The following is a 16,269-nucleotide window of genomic DNA, read 5'->3' on the forward strand; positions in this document are numbered from 1 at the left end:
TTATATTAATAAACTTAAATCACAATAAAACAAATATTTATACATAATAGTATATACTTCGCTTATAAACAAAAAGGAACTCATTTGAACGTAGATATGACAAAAGTAGCTAATGTAATTTTATATATGTTGCATAAAAAAGTTGATCATTTAAATGATAAGAAATTATCAATTATGCTTTTTTTAATGGAATATAACCATCTTAAATTTTGTAATAAGAAAATATTTAATGAAGAGTTTATAAAAAACTCAAGAAACCCAGAACCTGTATTATTAGATGAATTGTTTGATGTTATTGGAAACAATGAAGATTTAGATGAAGAAGATGAAAGACTTTATTTTATTCAAGAATTATTAGATTATATTGATATTGAAGTTGTTGAAAGAAAGAAATTTGTTGAATTACGATTTATCAAAATGGAAGAAGAATTTGATGAATCAATTTTTGATGAAGATGAAATGAAAACAATTCATAAAGTAGTATCAGAATATAAAGAATCAAGTCCAAGAACAATTGCAAACGCTTGTTTCCAAATTGATGACTTTAGAAAAGTAAAAAATGGTGAAGTTATTATTTAATTAGAAAAAATTTTGTAAATTTGGATTCATCAATACTTAATTTAGTGTAATTTGAGTTAATTTAGATATTATAAAAATTCTAAAAATAAGGATAATTATGGCAATTAAAGAAAAACAAAACGTAATTTTAAATTATGAATTAAAAATAAATGATGAAATAGTAGATACAAATATAAATAAAGAACCAATCCAATTCGTTTATGGTTCAGGACAAATAATCCAAGGCCTAGAAGATGGAATAAAACAGATGAATCAAGGTGAAACAAAAGTAATCAAAATACCATCATCAAAAGCTTATGGTGCTTATGATGAAGAACTTAGCGAAGTTGTTGACATAAAAGAATTTGAAGGAATTGATTTACAAATTGGAATGATTTTAGAAGCCCAAAATGACAAAAATGAAGTTATAAAAGCAACAGTTACAGAAGTGACGAATGATAAAGTAACAGTTGATTATAATCATCCTTTAGCAGGATGTGACTTAGAATTTAAAGTTATAATTCATTCTATTATCTAAGTAAATTTTATAATTTACTTAGTTTAATCTTTTAGTAAAGTGACACTTTTTCTAAGAATAAATAACACAACTTTTCTAAGAAATTTGATAAAGGGATAAACTATTTTTCTAAAAAAAGTGTTATTTGCAAAATAAATCTTTCTTTTTGAAAGAGTATTTAAAAAAATAATAGCCTGTGCTCCTTGATAAATTTTTTTATCATCAACTTTTACAATAAATCCTTGATCAATATCAAATCCCATTGATTTTAGTTTTTCTAGCTCTTTTATATTTTCTCTAGCATTTGATAAAATAAGTGTATGATTTTCTTTTATATCTAAATATTTAGAATAAAAACTACAAAATGGACACTCTTTATCATAATAGACTTCTATTTTCATTTTATTAAATCTTTTTTCCTTTTAACAAAGTTACTAACTTTTGAACGATTTCCGCATATTTCCATACTACACCAACGTCTAGAATGATTTCTTGAAGTATCAATAAAGTATAAAGAACATTTGTGATTATCACATTTTTTAAGATATTTAAACTCTTTTGAGTTCAAAAGTTTGATAAGTTCTATTGCAATTTTTGTTAAAAGTTCATTGTATTTACTTGCATTTGGAATATATTCTAATACAAAAGAATCATTTTCATTAATAATTTGAGGGTGAACTTTTGCTTTTAAAAGTATGTTATTTGTTGTTTTTATTAACTTATCTAAAGATATTTGTTCTTTTATATAATCTTTAAAACTATTTCTTACTAATGTTCTATAATCAATTAATTCTTTAAAATATAGCTCATTCTCTTTTATATTATTTAATCTTTTTTCATCTAATAAACCTACTTTCAAAAACCAATCTTTTATATCGCAAAAACTTTCAAAGTTCTCTACAATCTCACCATGTGGAGTAAATTGAGTATTTATAAAATCTGTAATGTAATGTTCACCTATAAGTAAAAATGATTTAATATCACGTCCTTTTTATTTGGATAATAACATTTGTATTATTAATTTAAATTGATATTTATGCTAACTATTAAAAATTACTTGACAGGTTAGTAAAAAGATGCTAACATTTTACTAACCACCTAATATAACTTTAGTGGTTAGAAATAAAAAAGGACATAAAATGAAAGTTGGACACGTAGGAATAAATGTAAGTAATATGGAAAAGTCAAAAGAGTTTTATCTGAATCTATTTGGATTTGATGTATTGTTTGAAGAAACACTAGAAGATAAAAAATATATGTTTTTAGGTAAAGATGGTGAAATAATTGTAACTTTATGGGAACAAGCAAATAAAGAATTTTCAAATTCTACAGCAGGACTTCATCATTTGGCTTTTTTAGTTGATAGTGTAGAAGAATTAAAAGCATTTGAACAAAAATTAGATGATAATAAAATTACAAAAATATACAAAGGTATAGTATCTCATTGTGAAGGTGCAAGTTCTGGTGGTGTATTCTTTATAGACCCAGATGGTGTAAGACTTGAAGTTTGTATTGCAGATGGAATTAATGATTGTAATCCAAGTCATAGTGATCATTCATCATGTGGTTTTTTCTAGAAGTATTATAAATGAATACTGTATTTCATGAAGGTGAATATCATATACAAGAGATAATGGGAGTTAGGAAATCTTCTGACACATTATCTTCCATGATAAAAGATAATATTCCGCCTATTGCATCTAAGTTTTTAAAAGATTTAAACTTTTGTATAATCACAATAAGTACAAAAAAAGATGATTTATTTACATACACTGTATATAATCATAATAATTTTATTGAAATAGTAAATCAATCACAAATATCAATAAATTTAGAAAATCATTCATATATTCCAAAAGAGTTTTACAATATAAAAAATATAAATATTGGAATGATTGGATTAAATTTTGAAAAAGCAATGCGTATTAGAATAAATGGAAAAGGAAAAATAAAGAGTAATAAACTATATCTTTCAATAGATGAGATATATTCAAACTGTCCTAAGCATATAAAAAGAAGAGTTTTACAAGAAGATACAAAGATATTAGAGAATCAAACTATTCAAAAAGGAAGAAAATTAAATGAAGAAATAATAAATATAATCTCAAATATTGATACTTTTTTTATAGCAACATCACATAAAGAAAAAGGTTTAGATGTTTCACATAAGGGCGGTAATAAAGGCTTTTTAAAAGTATTAGAAACAAATCAATTAGCATTTAAAGATGTCCCAGGAAATAATTTATATAATACTATTGGAAATATTTATACTAATCCAAATATAAATATATTCTTTATAGATTTTAAAAACTATGATACTTATCATATAAAAGGAATTGCTAGTATAAAAGAAATTCAAGTTGAGAATAAAAAAAGATTGTTAATAACAATAACTTGTAAAGAAATAATCATAAATAAAAATAGTTTTAATCTAATTTATTCAGATGATTATCTATAAGTGTTTTAATTTTTATTTTATCATCATCAGAAATAATAAAATGAGCTTGCATGGAAGAGTTAGAAATATCACCTAATAAAATATTATCATCTTTATTTTTAAAAAGATGAACTTTTGAAGCTGATATTCCACCAATTGATATTTTTAAAGAATTATTGTCTAATTTTTTAAAATATCTAGAACCACGTGAGAATCCTATGTAAATTTTTGCCTTTGGTAAAGTAATTCCAGATAAATTCTTGGCATTTGATTCGATAATATTATATGAATATTCTTTAATTAATTCAAAAATAGAATTATTTATCAAATTATGCTGTAATTTTGAGCCTGAAAGTGGATTTCCTTTTATATAAACAATATCATATTTAATCATATATTATCAATTTTAGCAGTATTGATTATCAGAAGGATTAATATTATTAAACAAAACTATCTTATCTAATCTTATTTTTTGCATATTCTCAAGTATCATAAATTCAGCTTTATCTATAATCTTAAAATCTATAACTTTTTGCTCTATTTGTTTATCTTCATCATCTTCTTTATATACTATTTTACATAAAACTCTTTTTACAGCAGCCACTTCTAGCACATCATAAAAATGACACGAAACTCTTTTGTATTCATCCATATTATTTATCCTCATACTTTATCATAGTTTATACTATAAAAATGCTTATTCTAAATATATTTATGTATACTATCAAAAAAATAAAAGAGAAAAAATGTATAACCCAATATCATGCGAATTTTTTGACCAATTAAATGTAGCAATGCAAAGAAAAATACCTTCAACAATTGTTTATTTAAAAGATGAAGAAACAAAAGAAACAGTAAAAGGAATAGTTTTAACAATGGAAGTAAAAGATGGAATAGAATATATGATTTTAAAATCTAGTGAAAAAATAAGATTAGATACTGTGCTTACTTTTAATGGAAAAAAACATAGAGAAGAATAATACTCTAATCTATGTTCTTTTGAATTTATATAATATTAAATTTTAATTTCACTAATTTGAAGTTGTGGTTGGCAATTTGTAAAATTAGCAATATCTGAAAGAATTTCATCAGAATGTGGTCCAAATGATTCTTGAAATGATTCTAGAGAGTCAAAAGTCATATGAGTCATAACTACAAAAGCAGCTTTTGAATCAGGAGTCCCTCCTGCAATTCCAAAATCAACTTGAGCATTTTTTAGAGCATCACCTAATCTTTCAGATACCAAAGCAACATGTTTATTAATATAATATTCTTTATCAAATACTAAATCATCTGTATTTGGGTATAGTACGCTTACTTTAATCATAATATTTTCCTATTTTTAATTTTAACTCTTTTAAAGTTTGTACAAGTTTATCATATGAATATAGCATGAGTATACATAATACAACAATACTTTTTTTCTATAAATCAATCATAATATCAATAATATCACTAGTAGAATGAGGTCTTTTCTTTTCAATATATACTAAACTTGAATTACTAACTGGCTCTTTTATTTCTTTTTCTAAAACTTCAAAAAAACTTTCTTCGGGTATACATTCCTCATTATGCTTACTTTTTAACTTTTCAAAAAATATTTCTTTATTCGGTTCTATTTTCATAATTGGCCTTTTTTTAAATTAATTATGTTACTTAAGAAATTTAGCTTTTTATTGTGTAGTGCACATTAAGTCCTAAAAAAGATGATTTAATAGCCTTTTTGATAGAATTTGAAGCAATAAAACAAATACATGATAGCTTATACTATATCAGGATAGAAGAAGTTCTAGCAATCAAAGTAAAACTAGAAAATACTAGAAGTTGAAAAAGAATATAAAAAAGCTATTTTAAATGAAGAAAAAAACTTATTTATAAACAATTAGTTAAATATCAAACTTTTAGTATTAAAGATTTTATTCATTATAGAATCTAGAGCTTAATAAAATCAACTCTTCTTTTTTGGTGGAGGCAGTAACTTATTAAAATCATAAGGAATAATATTTCTTTCTATTTCTTCACTAAAATCATATAATTTTATACAAACTCCAAGTAGTATTGGCCAAACTGCTATTTCTCTTATAATAGGAGTGAATACAAACCCAATTAAAACACCTAAAATACCAACATATATTAATATATTATCAACTTTTTTTTCTTTTAATAATTTATAATAATATTTTATTTTTTGTATAAACATATTTTTTCCTTTTTTAAAGTTAATAGATACTATAGTATCAAAAATTATCTAAAAAATATAGAATGCAATGGAGTAATTAATGCAAATAGACGAAGAAATAAAACAAATATTTGATAACTTACGTAAAATAGCTTTTTACGTAGGTCATGGAAAATATAATGATTATATGACTACAGATGAAGTTCTTAAAATAAAAGCTAAACTTGAGAAAATATTAGAAATTGAAAAAGTGTATGAAAAAGCTAAATTGAACGAAGAAAAAGAAATTATACATAAACGATTACTTAAGTATCAAACTTTTAGTATAAAAGACTTTATTGATTATAAGATTGAAGATATTTAAAAATATTAGATTTTGATTTCACTAAGACAAAATAAAGCGATATTATCGCTTTATTTTAGTTTTTAAACGTGGTAATTTGGTGCTTCATTTGTAATTGTTACATCATGAACATGAGACTCTTTAAGTCCAGCAGATGTAATTTCAACAAACTCAGCAGTTTCTTGGAAGATTTTAATATCAGCAGAACCTAAGTAACCCATTGATGATCTTAATCCACCAACCATTTGATGAATAATATCAGCAATAGAACCTCTATAAGCAACTCTACCTTCAATACCTTCAGGCACAAGTTTATCAGCAGCTGTTCCTTCTTGGAAATATCTATCAGTACTTCCTTTTGTCATAGCTCCAATAGAACCCATTCCTCTATAAGTTTTGAACTTTCTTCCTTGGTATAAAATTAATTCACCAGGAGATTCATCAGTTCCAGCTAATGCTGAACCCATCATAACAGAAGATGCACCAACTGCTAATGCTTTTGCAACATCACCAGAGTATTTAATTCCACCGTCAGCAATAATTGGAACACCATATTTAGCACCTTCAGCTGCACATTCATCAATTGCAGAAATTTGGGGAACACCAACACCTGCTACGATTCTAGTAGTACAAATAGAACCAGGACCGATACCAACTTTAACCCCATCAGCTCCTGCATCAATAAGCGCTTTTGTACCTTCAGCAGTTGCAACATTCCCAGCTATGATTTCAACATTTAATGCTTTTTTAATAGCAGTAACTGAATCTAAAATACCTTTTGAATGTCCATGCGCAGAATCCATAACTAATACATCAACACCAGCTTCAACTAATGCAGTTGCACGATCAAGTTGTCCAACACCAATAGCAGCACCTACTCTTAATCTACCAAAAGTATCTTTACAAGCATTTGGATGTTCTCTTTTTTTATTAATATCTTTAATTGTGATTAAACCAATTAATTTATTAGCATCATCAACAATAGGTAATTTTTCAATTTTATTTGCATGCATAATTTCTGCAGCTTCTTCTAAAGTAGTACCTTTAATAGCAGTAATTAATGGAGAATGAGTCATTTTATCAGCAATAACTTTTGTAAAATCTTTTGTAAATCTCATATCTCTATTTGTAATAATACCTAATAAAGAGTTATTATCATCAATTACAGGAATACCTGAGATTTTATAAGATGCCATAATATCTTCAGCATCTTGTAGAGATTGATCTTTTTTAATTGTAATTGGATCTGTAATCATTCCTGATTCTGATCTTTTTACTTTTCTAACTTGCATTGCTTGAGTTTTAATATCCATATTTTTATGAATAATACCAATTCCACCAAGTCTTGCCATTGCAATTGCAGCTTCAAATTCAGTAACTGTATCCATAGCAGCAGATATAAAAGGTACGTTTAACCCAATTGTTTTTGTTAACATCGTTTTTAAACATACTTCTCTTGGTAAAACTTCTGATTTTGCTGGTACTAATAAAACATCTTCAAATGTCAATGCTCTTTTTCTTATTCTCATAATATTCCTTTCTTATTTTTTGTAATTAACAGCTTTTTCTAATGATAAAGCTCCGTCAAACATTGTTTGCTCATTAAAAGCAGGTCCAATTAATTGAAGCCCAACTGGCATTCCATTTTCATCTTTATCTACAGGTATAGAAATAGCAGGTAATCCAGCTAAGTTAACCGAGATTGTATAAATATCACTTAAATACATTTCAAGTGATGTTTTAAAACTACCAAATTCTGGTGCAGTTGTTGGAGCAACTGGTGATAGAATTAAATCAGCATCTTTAAAAATCTCTTCATATTCATCTTTTATTAAATGTCTAACTTTTTGTGCTTTAATATAATATGCATCATAATAACCAGAACTTAATACAAAAGAACCTAGCATAATTCTTTTTTGTACTTCATCTCCAAATCCTTGCGATTTAGTTTGAATATACATATCTTTTAAACTACCATTACCTTTTCTATTTCCAAATCGTACACCATCCATTCTAGAAAGGTTTGCTGATGCTTCTGCAGTTGCAACAATATAATAAGAAGAAAGTATTTTCCCTGTATCAAGCATATTTTTATGAATAATTTTATGTCCATGAGCTTCTAATGCTTCAATAGCTTTTGTAAATGCATTTTTAATAGCAGGACTAGCTTGTTCAATAAAGTTATCGATCACTGCAATTGTTAACTTTTTATCTGAATCAAGTTTAGGAGTTATAGCTTCATAATCAACATTTGCAGAAGTAGAATCCATTGGATCATGACCTGAAATAATATCATATAAAATAGCTGCATCTTCTACATTTTGAGTAATAGGGCCACATTGATCTAAAGAAGATGAATATGCTGTAATACCATATCTTGAAACTCTTCCATAAGTAGGCTTCATTCCAACTACACCACAATAAGCAGCAGGTTGTCTGATTGATCCACCCGTATCAGTTCCTAAAGCAGCTATAGCAATACCAGCAGCAACTGCTGCAGCACTTCCACCTGAACTTCCACCTGGAACTTTATTATTATCAATTGGATTTAAAGTTTTACCATAACAAGAAGTTTCAGTTGAACTTCCCATAGCAAATTCATCCATATTAGCACGACCAAATGGACTTAATCCTGCTTTTTCTAAATTATTGATTACTGTCGCATTATATGGTGAAATATAGCCTTTTAAGATATTACTAGAACAAGTAATTTCCCAATTTTTAACATTAATATTATCTTTAATGGCAATTGGTATTCCTGAACCAGTAGTAGAAATATCGGTTGAAGTTAACTGTTCAACATATGCACCAATATTATTTTCTTTTATTTTTGTACTTAAATCATCTCTTAAATTTTTTATATCGTCACTACTTAGAGTAAGTGCTTCTTTTAGTGTTACCAAATGGTTCTCCTGTGATTACATTTATAGTATTCTCCGGATTTTATCTAAAAAATGATTAATTTAGGGTAAAGAGATTATTAATTGAAAATAAAAATAAAAATTTAAGTTTTGAGATATTTTAGAGTAAAAAAAAAGCTAGAAGTTAAAACTTCTAGCTTTTTTAAGAATGTATAAATTTATTATTATACGAATGAAATGAATGCCATTTGAGTAGCATCACCTCTTCTAATTCTTGTTTTAATAATTGAAGTATATCCACCATTTCTAGCTTCATACTTTGGTGCAATTTCATTAATTAATTTTTTAGTAGCTTCTTTACTTTGTAATGCAGCAAATACTTGTCTATGAGTATTTAAATCTGCATTTCTAGCAGTAGTTACTAATCTTTCAATATATCTTTGTAATTCTTTTGCTTTTGGAACAGTTGTTTCAATCTTTTCTCTTTCGATAATCGCAATTGCCATATTTTTTAACAATGCTTTTCTGTGAGAAGAAGTTCTACTTAACTTTCTATATCCGTGCTTATGTCTCATCTTCTAACCCTTAATTATGCTTTAAGTTGCTCTAATTTTCTTCTTAACGCAGAAGCAACATTTTCTGGAAGTGTATCTTCAACTGGGAAACCAAGTGATTCAAGCTTTTCAGCTATTTCATCATAAGATTTTTTTCCTAAGTTTTTGATATTTTTAACTTCAACTTCACTCATAAGTACTAATTCACCTAAGAATTTTAGTCCAGCTCTATCTAAAGAGTTGAATGATCTAGCACTTAAATTTAAGTCATCAATTTTGATAACTAAATCTTTTAGTTCTACTGGTTCTTCACCTGCATCACTAACTGTTACTTCTGATAAATCAAATACTTTATTAAATACTGACATTTGAGCATACATAACAGAAACTGCTTCTTTAAAAGCAGTTATTGGAGAAATTTGTCCATTTGTTTGTACATTAAATACAGCTTTTTCAAAGTTAGGATTATCTTCAACTAACATTTTTTCAATACCATAAACTACTTTTTTTACTGGAGTAAAAAAAGCATCAACTGGAATATAATCAGGTCCAACAATATCTCTAGTATCTTCAGAAGGCATATAACCTATACCTTTTTGAATAATAACAGAGAATGTTAAATTACAATCCGCGTTAATAGTAGCTAAGTGAACATCAGGAGAAACTACTTCAACATCAGAGTTGATTAAGTCTTCACCTTTAATTTCTTTTGGACCATCAAAAGAATATTCTACTACTACTTGTTCTGCTTCACTATTAATTTTAAATTTAATATTTTTTAGATTAATAATAAAAATAGCTATATCTTCTAGCATCCCTCTTAACGAGTCAAACTCGTGAGAAGCACCTTCAATTTTTACTGCAATTGGTGCGTAACCAACTGAAGAACTTAAAAGAAGTCTTCTTAAAGGGTGTGCCAAAGTTATTGCAAAACCACTTTCAAATGGATATGCAGAAATCTTTGCTTCATTATCATTGATAGTTTCGATCTCAACTTCTGTTGGTAAAAACGGTGTGTCTGCAAACTTTTTCATTGGCTACCTTTACTTATTACTTAGAATATAACTCTACGATTAATCTTTCTTCAACTGGAATAACTACTTCTTCTCTTGTAGGAATTCTAGTAAAAATACCAAATGCTTTAGTTGTATCAACATCAACCCAATCAACTAAACCAGTTTGATTTGTTAATTCTAAAGCTCTAACTACTTGTGGGTTAGATTTAGATTTTTCTTTAATTTCAATTTTTTGTCCAGGTTTTACAACGTAAGAAGGAATATCAACTTTTTTACCGTCTACTAAAACATGTCCATGAGTTGTAAATTGTCTAGCATTTGCTCTAGTTGTAGCAAATCCCATTCTATAAACAACATTATCTAATCTTTGCTCAATTGAAGTAATTAAGTTTGACCCTGTATTACCTTCAGTTGTTGAAGCTTTTTTGAAGTATTTTCTGAATTGTTTTTCAGAAACACCATACATAAACTTAGCTTTTTGTTTTTCTCTTAATTGTAAACCGTACTCAGAAATTTTAGTTCTTCTTTGTCCGTGTTGTCCTGGAGCAAATGGTCTTTTTTCTAAAGCAGATTTTCCGTTAAGTCTTCTCTCACCCTTTAATCCAAGGTCTGCATCAAGTCTTCTCTCGATTTTTTCTACTGGTCCTCTATATCTAGCCATAACTACTCCTTACACTCTTCTTCTTTTAGGAGGTCTACAACCATTATGTGGTAATGGTGTAACATCCTTTAACCATGTAACTCTGATACCTTCAATTGCACCAACAGCTTTAACTGCAGTGTCTCTACCAGATCCTGGTCCTTGAATTTTAATACCAACGTTTTTAATTCCGTGTTCCATAGCTTTAGCAACAGCATCTTCAGTTGCAGCTTGAGCAGCAAATGGAGTAGATTTTTTAGAACCTTTGAATCCTAAGTTTCCAGCACTTGACCATGCAATAGCATTACCTACGCTGTCTGTAACTGTAACCATAGTATTATTAAAAGTTGCCGCAATATGTACGATACCGTCAGCAATATTTTTTCTTACAACTTTTTTTCTAGTAACTTTTCTTTTTGCCATTAGTTATCCTTACTTCGCTGCTGCGCCAACAGTTTTCTTTTTACCTTTTCTAGTTCGAGCATTAGTTTTAGTTTTTTGCCCTCTACATGGTAAACCTTTTCTATGTCTTAAACCTCTGTATGAACCTAAGTCCATTAATGATTTAATATCCATAGCAACTTTTTTTCTAAGATCACCTTCAACTTCATAGCTCTTGTGAATTTCTTGTCTAATTGCTGCAGCTTCATCTTCAGTTAATTCGTGTGCTCTTTTGTTTCTATCGATTCCAACAGCATCTAAAATTAATCTTGAGTTATATAGCCCTATTCCGAAAACATACGTTAATGCATATTCCATTCTTTTTTTATTTGGTAAATCAACACCTGCGATTCTTGCCATGTGTTTTATCCTTGTCTTTGTTTGTGTTTTTTAGTTTCGCAAATTACTCTTACGACACCTCTTCTTTTAACAATTTTACATTTGTCACACATCTTCTTTACTGAAGCTCTAACTTTCATAAGTCGTCCCTCTTTTTTTGTGTATTTCCAAATACTACATTAGGTATGAATGATTACTTCATACTTTATATCATTCATCCAACTCTTTATAAAACACAAAAACATTTTATAAAAACTTCTTTTATGCTTGTAGAAATGGAGTCGGATTATAATCAAGACTTACTTAAAGCTTTATTAATCTGGTTTAAAATAGTGCCTACAATTGTTTTTTTAATAAATCTTGTTGTAAAATCATCAAAATTATTTATAAAAGGTTTAATATGTCAGAAATTTACAAAAACTCATTAATAAAAGTTGAAATAGAAAATAGTGAGATTCCATGGCTAAAAGTATTTACACAAAAAGATATAAAAGAGTTTTCTCAATGTGATAATGAAACAAAAATAGAAATATTTAGATGTTTAGATATTATTGAAAAAGAGATGTTGGATTATTTTAAACCTGCAAAAATAAACATAGCTTCATTTGGAAATTATGTTCCTCATGTTCATTTTCATATTATGGCAAGATTTGAAGAAGATTCATATTTTCCTGAACCTATGTGGGGAAAACTTCAAAGAGAAGCAAAACTTGATTTGCCCTCTTTTAAAGATTTCTTTGAAATTGTTAAAAATAAGTTATAAATATAAAGAAGGAAAATCCTTCTTTATTATTTATTTATATAATTAGCAATTACATCACCCATTTCAGTAGTTGATAAAACTTCTTTAGCATCAAACTCAGCTAAATCTTTTGTTCTATACCCATCTTTTAATACATTTCTAATAGCATTTGTAATCATATCTGCTGCTTTATCTTCACCAAGTGAATATTTAAGCATCATAGCAGCTGATTCAATTGTAGCAATTGGATTTGCAATACCTTGTCCTGCAATATCAGGTGCTGAACCATGAATTGGTTCATAAACAGCTGTTTTATCACCTGTTGATGCAGATGGTAATAATCCAATAGAACCAACAACCATAGATGCAGTATCAGATAAAATATCACCAAAGATATTTCCAGTTACGATAACATCAAATTGTTTTGGATTTCTTACTAATTGCATTGCTGCATTATCTACATACATATGAGTTAATTCTACAGAAGGATAATCAGCAGATAATTCAATCATAGTATCTCTCCATAATTGAGAAACTTCAAGAACATTTGCTTTATCTACAGAACAAACTCTCTTATCTCTTTTCATTGCAAATTCAAAAGCTTGTTTACCAATTCTGATAATCTCATCTTTTGTATATACCATAGTATTATATGCTCTTTGACCATCGTTAGCTCTTGGTTGTCCAAAATAAATACCACCAATAAGTTCACGTACTACCATAATGTCACAACCTTCAATTACTTCAGGTTTTAAAGTTGATGCATTAACCAACTCATCATAAACAATAGCAGGTCTTAAGTTTGCATAAACACCTAATTCTTCTCTAAGTTTTAAAAGTCCTGTTTCTGGTCTTAATTCTCGAGGAAGGTTATCCCATTTTTCTCCACCAATTGAACCAAATAAACAAGCATCAGATGCTAAAACACCTGGAACTGTTTCAGGAGGTAAAGGAACACCTGTTTCATCAATTGCAATTCCACCCATTAAATATTCTTTATAATCTAATGTGAAATTACAAGCTCCTGCTACTGTATCTAAAACTTTAATTGCTTCATCAACGATTTCAGGACCGATTCCATCACCTTTAATAACTGAGATATTATATTTTTTCATACTTACTTTCCTTCTGCCATTTCTGCTTTTGCATAATTAATTAATCCACCACTTGCAATTAATTCTTGCATGAAAGGAGGAATTGGAGTGAATTCATATTCTTTTTTTGTTGTATCATTAGTAATAACACCATTATCTAAGTTAATACTAATTGTTTCACCCTCTTTAATTTCTAAAGATTCTGGTAATTCAAAAATTGGTAATCCCATATTAAATGCATTTCTATAGAAAATTCTTGCAAAAGATGGAGCAACAATAGCAGCAACACCAGCAGCTTTTAAAGCAATAGGAGCGTGTTCTCTTGAAGAACCACAACCAAAGTTTTCACCAGCAACAATAATGTCACCTCTTTGTAACTTATTAGGAAATTCAGGGTCTGCATCTTCCATTACGTATTTAGCTAAATGCTCTGGGTCTGAACTATTTAAATATCTAGCAGCAATAATAACATCTGTATCAATATTAGCTCCAAAATTCCATACTTTTCCAGTAATTTTATTCATATTTTGTGTCCTTAGTCTTCAATAAAATTTTCAATATTTTCAAAGAATTATTTTTTAAAAGATGCATTTTATCTAATACTTTAGTAATTTTTGATTAAATATAAAAAACTAATTAGATTTTTAGCTATTTTCGGTATAATATCAACCTATCTTAAAAAGAGGATGTTCGATATATGAGCGCAAAAGATCTAAACAAAGCAATTGAACAAACGGTTAAAGAGTATAAAGATTCTATTCTTACATATGAAAAAATTATTAAAATATTTCCTAAGGCACCTTCGGGGGCAAATGTAAAAAAACTTTTAGCTTTTATCCAATTATATAACGTAACTGTAATTAGTTCGCAAGAGCAAGCAAAAAGAATGAATGCTGAAGAAGCGAAAAAAAGAAAAGAACAAAGAGAAAAACTAATAATGAATGAAGATGATGTTTATGATCTTCTAAAAAATAAAGAGTTATTAGAATGGTCAAGATCAGATTCTCCTGTTCGAATGTATTTAAGAGAAATGGGACAAATTCCATTACTTACAAAAGAAGAAGAAATTGAAATTTCTAAAAAAATTGAAATGGGTGAAGATGTAATTCTTGATGCAATTTGTTATGTACCATACTTAATTGATTTCATTTTAGAGTATAAAGAACCTTTAGTAAATAGAGAAAGAAAAGTAAAAGAATTGTTTAGAAACTTTGATGATGAAGATTCTGATGATTCTTCTGATGATTCTTCTGATTCTAATGCATCTGATAATGAAAAAGCTGATGGTAAAAAACAGAAAAAACTTGATAAAAGAGCACAAACAATTATTGATGCATTTAAAATATTAGAAAAAGCAAAAAAAGATTGGCTTAAATTCTTAACAAAAGAAGCTGCAAAATCTGATTCTGAAGCTGATCAAATGCAACATAACTTAGCTATTGCTTTTAGAAAGAGAATTTTAAAAGAAGCATTATTAGACCTTGGACCTACATCTAAACTAATTACAGAAATTGTAAAAGCTATGGAAACTGCACTTAAATCAGATACAGGATTTGATCATGAGCTTAAGAGACTTGAATATAAATTACCTTTATTTAATGATACTTTATTACAAAATCACCAAAAGATTTTAGATAATATTGTTAATTTAACTAAAGCACAAATTACTACAATGGTTCCTGAAGCTACTATGGTTTCTACTTATATGGAAATTAAAAAACTTTTCCAAACTGCAGAAGCATCAAAAGATGGTTTCGATTTAGAACCAGAAGAATTAAAAGATGTTTTAGAGCAAATTAAACGTGGTAAAGATATTACAGATAAGTCTAAAACAAGAATGGCAAAATCAAACCTAAGACTTGTTGTATCTATTGCAAAAAGATATACAAATAGAGGTTTACCATTCCTAGATTTAATTCAAGAAGGTAATATAGGTCTTATGAAAGCTGTTGATAAATTTGAGTATAAAAAGGGATATAAATTCTCTACTTATGCAACATGGTGGATTAGACAAGCAATTTCTAGAGCAATTGCAGATCAAGCCAGAACAATTAGAATCCCAATTCATATGATTGAAACTATTAATAGAATCAATAAAATCATTAGAAAAGGTATTCAAGAAAATGGTAAAGAACCTGATGTTGATCAAATTTCAGAAGAAGTTGGATTACCTGTTGATAAGGTTAAACAAGTAATTAAAATTACTAAAGAACCTGTATCACTTGAAGCACCAATTGGTTCTGATGACGATGGTAAATTTGGTGACTTTGTTCCAGATGAAAAAGCGCCTACTCCTGTTGATAATATTATGAAAGAAGATTTACAAAATCAAATTGATCAAATATTAGCTCAATTAAATGAAAGAGAACAAGCTGTTGTAAGAATGAGATTTGGACTTATGGTTGATGCTTCAGATAGAACACTAGAAGAAATTGGAAAAGAACTTTCTGTTACAAGAGAAAGAGTTAGACAAATTGAATCAAGTGCTATTAAAAAATTAAAACATCCTAAAGTAGGTAAAAACCTTAAGAATTACGTGGAAAGTTAG

25 protein-coding genes are annotated in these 16,269 nt (G+C 27.8%); 8 read left to right on the plus strand and 17 right to left on the minus strand.

The window, feature by feature from the left end; all coding sequences use genetic code 11:
* Window positions 1-84: 84 nt before the first annotated feature.
* Window positions 85-579 carry a type II toxin-antitoxin system antitoxin SocA domain-containing protein gene (locus D9T19_RS03395; RefSeq protein WP_121626810.1) on the plus strand — a complete coding sequence of 165 codons (495 nt, stop codon included), beginning with the start codon at window positions 85-87 and terminating at the stop codon, window positions 577-579.
* A 97-nt stretch (window positions 580-676) separates the two neighbouring features.
* Window positions 677-1,096, plus strand: a complete 420-nt coding sequence (locus tag D9T19_RS03400) for an FKBP-type peptidyl-prolyl cis-trans isomerase (protein ID WP_121626811.1) — start codon at window positions 677-679, stop codon at window positions 1,094-1,096.
* Between the two features lie 23 nt (window positions 1,097-1,119).
* On the opposite strand, the gene D9T19_RS03405 is transcribed toward D9T19_RS03400, so the two are convergent.
* Both D9T19_RS03405 and D9T19_RS03410 read right to left on the minus strand, forming a co-directional pair.
* Window positions 1,120-1,476, minus strand: coding sequence for a thiol-disulfide oxidoreductase DCC family protein (locus D9T19_RS03405; protein ID WP_121626812.1), 357 nt, complete (start codon window positions 1,474-1,476; stop codon window positions 1,120-1,122).
* A complete protein-coding gene (locus D9T19_RS03410) occupies window positions 1,473-2,054 on the minus strand; it encodes a CGNR zinc finger domain-containing protein (RefSeq protein WP_121626813.1) in 582 nt (193 codons plus the stop codon). The genes D9T19_RS03405 and D9T19_RS03410 overlap by 4 nt, the downstream gene beginning before the upstream one ends.
* Window positions 2,055-2,214: 160 nt before the next feature.
* Between D9T19_RS03410 and D9T19_RS03415 the strand changes: the two genes are divergently transcribed.
* Together D9T19_RS03415 and D9T19_RS03420 are read left to right on the plus strand one after the other, a co-directional pair.
* Complete coding sequence (locus tag D9T19_RS03415) at window positions 2,215-2,652, plus strand: VOC family protein (RefSeq protein WP_121626814.1); 438 nt, start codon at window positions 2,215-2,217, stop codon at window positions 2,650-2,652.
* 11 nt (window positions 2,653-2,663) lie between these two features.
* Window positions 2,664-3,533 (plus strand): pyridoxamine 5'-phosphate oxidase family protein, encoded by an 870-nt coding sequence (locus D9T19_RS03420; protein WP_121626815.1) that lies wholly within the window; start codon window positions 2,664-2,666, stop codon window positions 3,531-3,533.
* On the opposite strand, the gene D9T19_RS03425 is transcribed toward D9T19_RS03420, so the two are convergent.
* Window positions 3,502-3,906: a hypothetical protein gene (locus D9T19_RS03425; protein WP_121626816.1), complete on the minus strand. Its 405-nt coding sequence runs from the start codon at window positions 3,904-3,906 to the stop codon at window positions 3,502-3,504. The genes D9T19_RS03420 and D9T19_RS03425 overlap by 32 nt on opposite strands.
* A gap of 12 nt (window positions 3,907-3,918) precedes the next feature.
* Window positions 3,919-4,164 (minus strand): hypothetical protein, encoded by a 246-nt coding sequence (locus tag D9T19_RS03430; protein ID WP_162984534.1) that lies wholly within the window; start codon window positions 4,162-4,164, stop codon window positions 3,919-3,921.
* 94 nt (window positions 4,165-4,258) lie between these two features.
* Here D9T19_RS03430 and D9T19_RS03435 point away from each other — a divergent pair, with 94 nt between their 5' ends.
* Complete coding sequence (locus tag D9T19_RS03435) at window positions 4,259-4,492, plus strand: transcriptional antiterminator Rof (protein WP_121626818.1); 234 nt, start codon at window positions 4,259-4,261, stop codon at window positions 4,490-4,492.
* Window positions 4,493-4,527: 35 nt separating this feature from the next.
* Here D9T19_RS03435 and D9T19_RS03440 read toward each other — a convergent pair whose 3' ends face one another.
* From D9T19_RS03440 to D9T19_RS03450, 3 genes are all read right to left on the minus strand, one after another.
* Window positions 4,528-4,839 (minus strand): EthD family reductase, encoded by a 312-nt coding sequence (locus D9T19_RS03440; protein ID WP_121626819.1) that lies wholly within the window; start codon window positions 4,837-4,839, stop codon window positions 4,528-4,530.
* A 97-nt stretch (window positions 4,840-4,936) separates the two neighbouring features.
* Entirely contained in the window at window positions 4,937-5,137 is a 201-nt protein-coding gene (locus tag D9T19_RS03445) for a hypothetical protein (RefSeq protein WP_121626820.1), read from the minus strand.
* Between the two features lie 323 nt (window positions 5,138-5,460).
* Entirely contained in the window at window positions 5,461-5,712 is a 252-nt protein-coding gene (locus D9T19_RS03450; RefSeq protein ID WP_121626821.1) for a hypothetical protein, read from the minus strand.
* A 79-nt stretch (window positions 5,713-5,791) separates the two neighbouring features.
* On the opposite strand from D9T19_RS03450, the gene D9T19_RS03455 reads away from it, so the two are divergent.
* A complete protein-coding gene (locus D9T19_RS03455; RefSeq protein WP_121626822.1) occupies window positions 5,792-6,055 on the plus strand; it encodes a hypothetical protein in 264 nt (87 codons plus the stop codon).
* A gap of 62 nt (window positions 6,056-6,117) precedes the next feature.
* On the opposite strand, the gene guaB is transcribed toward D9T19_RS03455, so the two are convergent.
* The 8 genes from guaB to rpmJ form a co-directional block, all read right to left on the minus strand.
* Entirely contained in the window at window positions 6,118-7,563 is a 1,446-nt protein-coding gene (gene guaB, locus D9T19_RS03460; protein ID WP_121626823.1) for an IMP dehydrogenase, read from the minus strand.
* Window positions 7,564-7,575: 12 nt separating this feature from the next.
* Window positions 7,576-8,937 (minus strand): Asp-tRNA(Asn)/Glu-tRNA(Gln) amidotransferase subunit GatA, encoded by a 1,362-nt coding sequence (gene gatA, locus D9T19_RS03465; RefSeq protein WP_121626824.1) that lies wholly within the window; start codon window positions 8,935-8,937, stop codon window positions 7,576-7,578.
* A 182-nt stretch (window positions 8,938-9,119) separates the two neighbouring features.
* Entirely contained in the window at window positions 9,120-9,470 is a 351-nt protein-coding gene (gene rplQ, locus D9T19_RS03470) for a 50S ribosomal protein L17 (RefSeq protein ID WP_121626825.1), read from the minus strand.
* Between the two features lie 14 nt (window positions 9,471-9,484).
* Window positions 9,485-10,483, minus strand: coding sequence for a DNA-directed RNA polymerase subunit alpha (locus D9T19_RS03475; RefSeq protein ID WP_121626826.1), 999 nt, complete (start codon window positions 10,481-10,483; stop codon window positions 9,485-9,487).
* Between the two features lie 16 nt (window positions 10,484-10,499).
* A complete protein-coding gene (gene rpsD / locus D9T19_RS03480) occupies window positions 10,500-11,126 on the minus strand; it encodes a 30S ribosomal protein S4 (RefSeq protein ID WP_121626827.1) in 627 nt (208 codons plus the stop codon).
* 9 nt (window positions 11,127-11,135) lie between these two features.
* Window positions 11,136-11,528 carry a 30S ribosomal protein S11 gene (rpsK, locus tag D9T19_RS03485; protein WP_121626828.1) on the minus strand — a complete coding sequence of 131 codons (393 nt, stop codon included), beginning with the start codon at window positions 11,526-11,528 and terminating at the stop codon, window positions 11,136-11,138.
* A 9-nt stretch (window positions 11,529-11,537) separates the two neighbouring features.
* Entirely contained in the window at window positions 11,538-11,906 is a 369-nt protein-coding gene (gene rpsM / locus D9T19_RS03490) for a 30S ribosomal protein S13 (RefSeq protein ID WP_121626829.1), read from the minus strand.
* Window positions 11,907-11,911: 5 nt separating this feature from the next.
* Window positions 11,912-12,025, minus strand: a complete 114-nt coding sequence (rpmJ, locus tag D9T19_RS14800) for a 50S ribosomal protein L36 (protein ID WP_072682678.1) — start codon at window positions 12,023-12,025, stop codon at window positions 11,912-11,914.
* Between the two features lie 260 nt (window positions 12,026-12,285).
* Here rpmJ and D9T19_RS03505 point away from each other — a divergent pair, with 260 nt between their 5' ends.
* Complete coding sequence (locus D9T19_RS03505; protein ID WP_121626831.1) at window positions 12,286-12,648, plus strand: HIT family protein; 363 nt, start codon at window positions 12,286-12,288, stop codon at window positions 12,646-12,648.
* Window positions 12,649-12,674: 26 nt separating this feature from the next.
* Here D9T19_RS03505 and leuB read toward each other — a convergent pair whose 3' ends face one another.
* Window positions 12,675-13,742 carry a 3-isopropylmalate dehydrogenase gene (gene leuB, locus D9T19_RS03510; protein ID WP_121626832.1) on the minus strand — a complete coding sequence of 356 codons (1,068 nt, stop codon included), beginning with the start codon at window positions 13,740-13,742 and terminating at the stop codon, window positions 12,675-12,677.
* A 2-nt stretch (window positions 13,743-13,744) separates the two neighbouring features.
* Window positions 13,745-14,245: a 3-isopropylmalate dehydratase small subunit gene (locus D9T19_RS03515; RefSeq protein ID WP_121626833.1), complete on the minus strand. Its 501-nt coding sequence runs from the start codon at window positions 14,243-14,245 to the stop codon at window positions 13,745-13,747.
* 173 nt (window positions 14,246-14,418) lie between these two features.
* Here D9T19_RS03515 and rpoD point away from each other — a divergent pair, with 173 nt between their 5' ends.
* Entirely contained in the window at window positions 14,419-16,269 is a 1,851-nt protein-coding gene (rpoD, locus tag D9T19_RS03520) for an RNA polymerase sigma factor RpoD (protein ID WP_121626834.1), read from the plus strand.

This window comes from Poseidonibacter antarcticus (assembly GCF_003667345.1).
Taxonomy (GTDB): domain Bacteria; phylum Campylobacterota; class Campylobacteria; order Campylobacterales; family Arcobacteraceae; genus Poseidonibacter; species Poseidonibacter antarcticus.

Bases quoted from the DNA above. Each gene is read 5' to 3' on its own strand.
- D9T19_RS03400 (WP_121626811.1), top strand. From the start codon at position 677: ATGGCAATTAAAGAAAAACAAAACGTAATTTTAAATTATGAATTAAAA.
- D9T19_RS03405 (WP_121626812.1), bottom strand. From the start codon at position 1,476: ATGAAAATAGAAGTCTATTATGATAAAGAGTGTCCATTTTGTAGTTTT.
- D9T19_RS03415 (WP_121626814.1), top strand. From the start codon at position 2,215: ATGAAAGTTGGACACGTAGGAATAAATGTAAGTAATATGGAAAAGTCA.
- D9T19_RS03420 (WP_121626815.1), top strand. From the start codon at position 2,664: ATGAATACTGTATTTCATGAAGGTGAATATCATATACAAGAGATAATG.
- D9T19_RS03425 (WP_121626816.1), bottom strand. From the start codon at position 3,906: ATGATTAAATATGATATTGTTTATATAAAAGGAAATCCACTTTCAGGC.
- D9T19_RS03430 (WP_162984534.1), bottom strand. From the start codon at position 4,164: ATGGATGAATACAAAAGAGTTTCGTGTCATTTTTATGATGTGCTAGAA.
- D9T19_RS03435 (WP_121626818.1), top strand. From the start codon at position 4,259: ATGTATAACCCAATATCATGCGAATTTTTTGACCAATTAAATGTAGCA.
- D9T19_RS03440 (WP_121626819.1), bottom strand. From the start codon at position 4,839: ATGATTAAAGTAAGCGTACTATACCCAAATACAGATGATTTAGTATTT.
- D9T19_RS03445 (WP_121626820.1), bottom strand. From the start codon at position 5,137: ATGAAAATAGAACCGAATAAAGAAATATTTTTTGAAAAGTTAAAAAGT.
- D9T19_RS03450 (WP_121626821.1), bottom strand. From the start codon at position 5,712: ATGTTTATACAAAAAATAAAATATTATTATAAATTATTAAAAGAAAAA.
- D9T19_RS03455 (WP_121626822.1), top strand. From the start codon at position 5,792: ATGCAAATAGACGAAGAAATAAAACAAATATTTGATAACTTACGTAAA.
- guaB (WP_121626823.1), bottom strand. From the start codon at position 7,563: ATGAGAATAAGAAAAAGAGCATTGACATTTGAAGATGTTTTATTAGTA.
- rplQ (WP_121626825.1), bottom strand. From the start codon at position 9,470: ATGAGACATAAGCACGGATATAGAAAGTTAAGTAGAACTTCTTCTCAC.
- D9T19_RS03475 (WP_121626826.1), bottom strand. From the start codon at position 10,483: ATGAAAAAGTTTGCAGACACACCGTTTTTACCAACAGAAGTTGAGATC.
- rpsD (WP_121626827.1), bottom strand. From the start codon at position 11,126: ATGGCTAGATATAGAGGACCAGTAGAAAAAATCGAGAGAAGACTTGAT.
- rpsK (WP_121626828.1), bottom strand. From the start codon at position 11,528: ATGGCAAAAAGAAAAGTTACTAGAAAAAAAGTTGTAAGAAAAAATATT.
- rpsM (WP_121626829.1), bottom strand. From the start codon at position 11,906: ATGGCAAGAATCGCAGGTGTTGATTTACCAAATAAAAAAAGAATGGAA.
- rpmJ (WP_072682678.1), bottom strand. From the start codon at position 12,025: ATGAAAGTTAGAGCTTCAGTAAAGAAGATGTGTGACAAATGTAAAATT.
- D9T19_RS03505 (WP_121626831.1), top strand. From the start codon at position 12,286: ATGTCAGAAATTTACAAAAACTCATTAATAAAAGTTGAAATAGAAAAT.
- leuB (WP_121626832.1), bottom strand. From the start codon at position 13,742: ATGAAAAAATATAATATCTCAGTTATTAAAGGTGATGGAATCGGTCCT.
- D9T19_RS03515 (WP_121626833.1), bottom strand. From the start codon at position 14,245: ATGAATAAAATTACTGGAAAAGTATGGAATTTTGGAGCTAATATTGAT.
- rpoD (WP_121626834.1), top strand. From the start codon at position 14,419: ATGAGCGCAAAAGATCTAAACAAAGCAATTGAACAAACGGTTAAAGAG.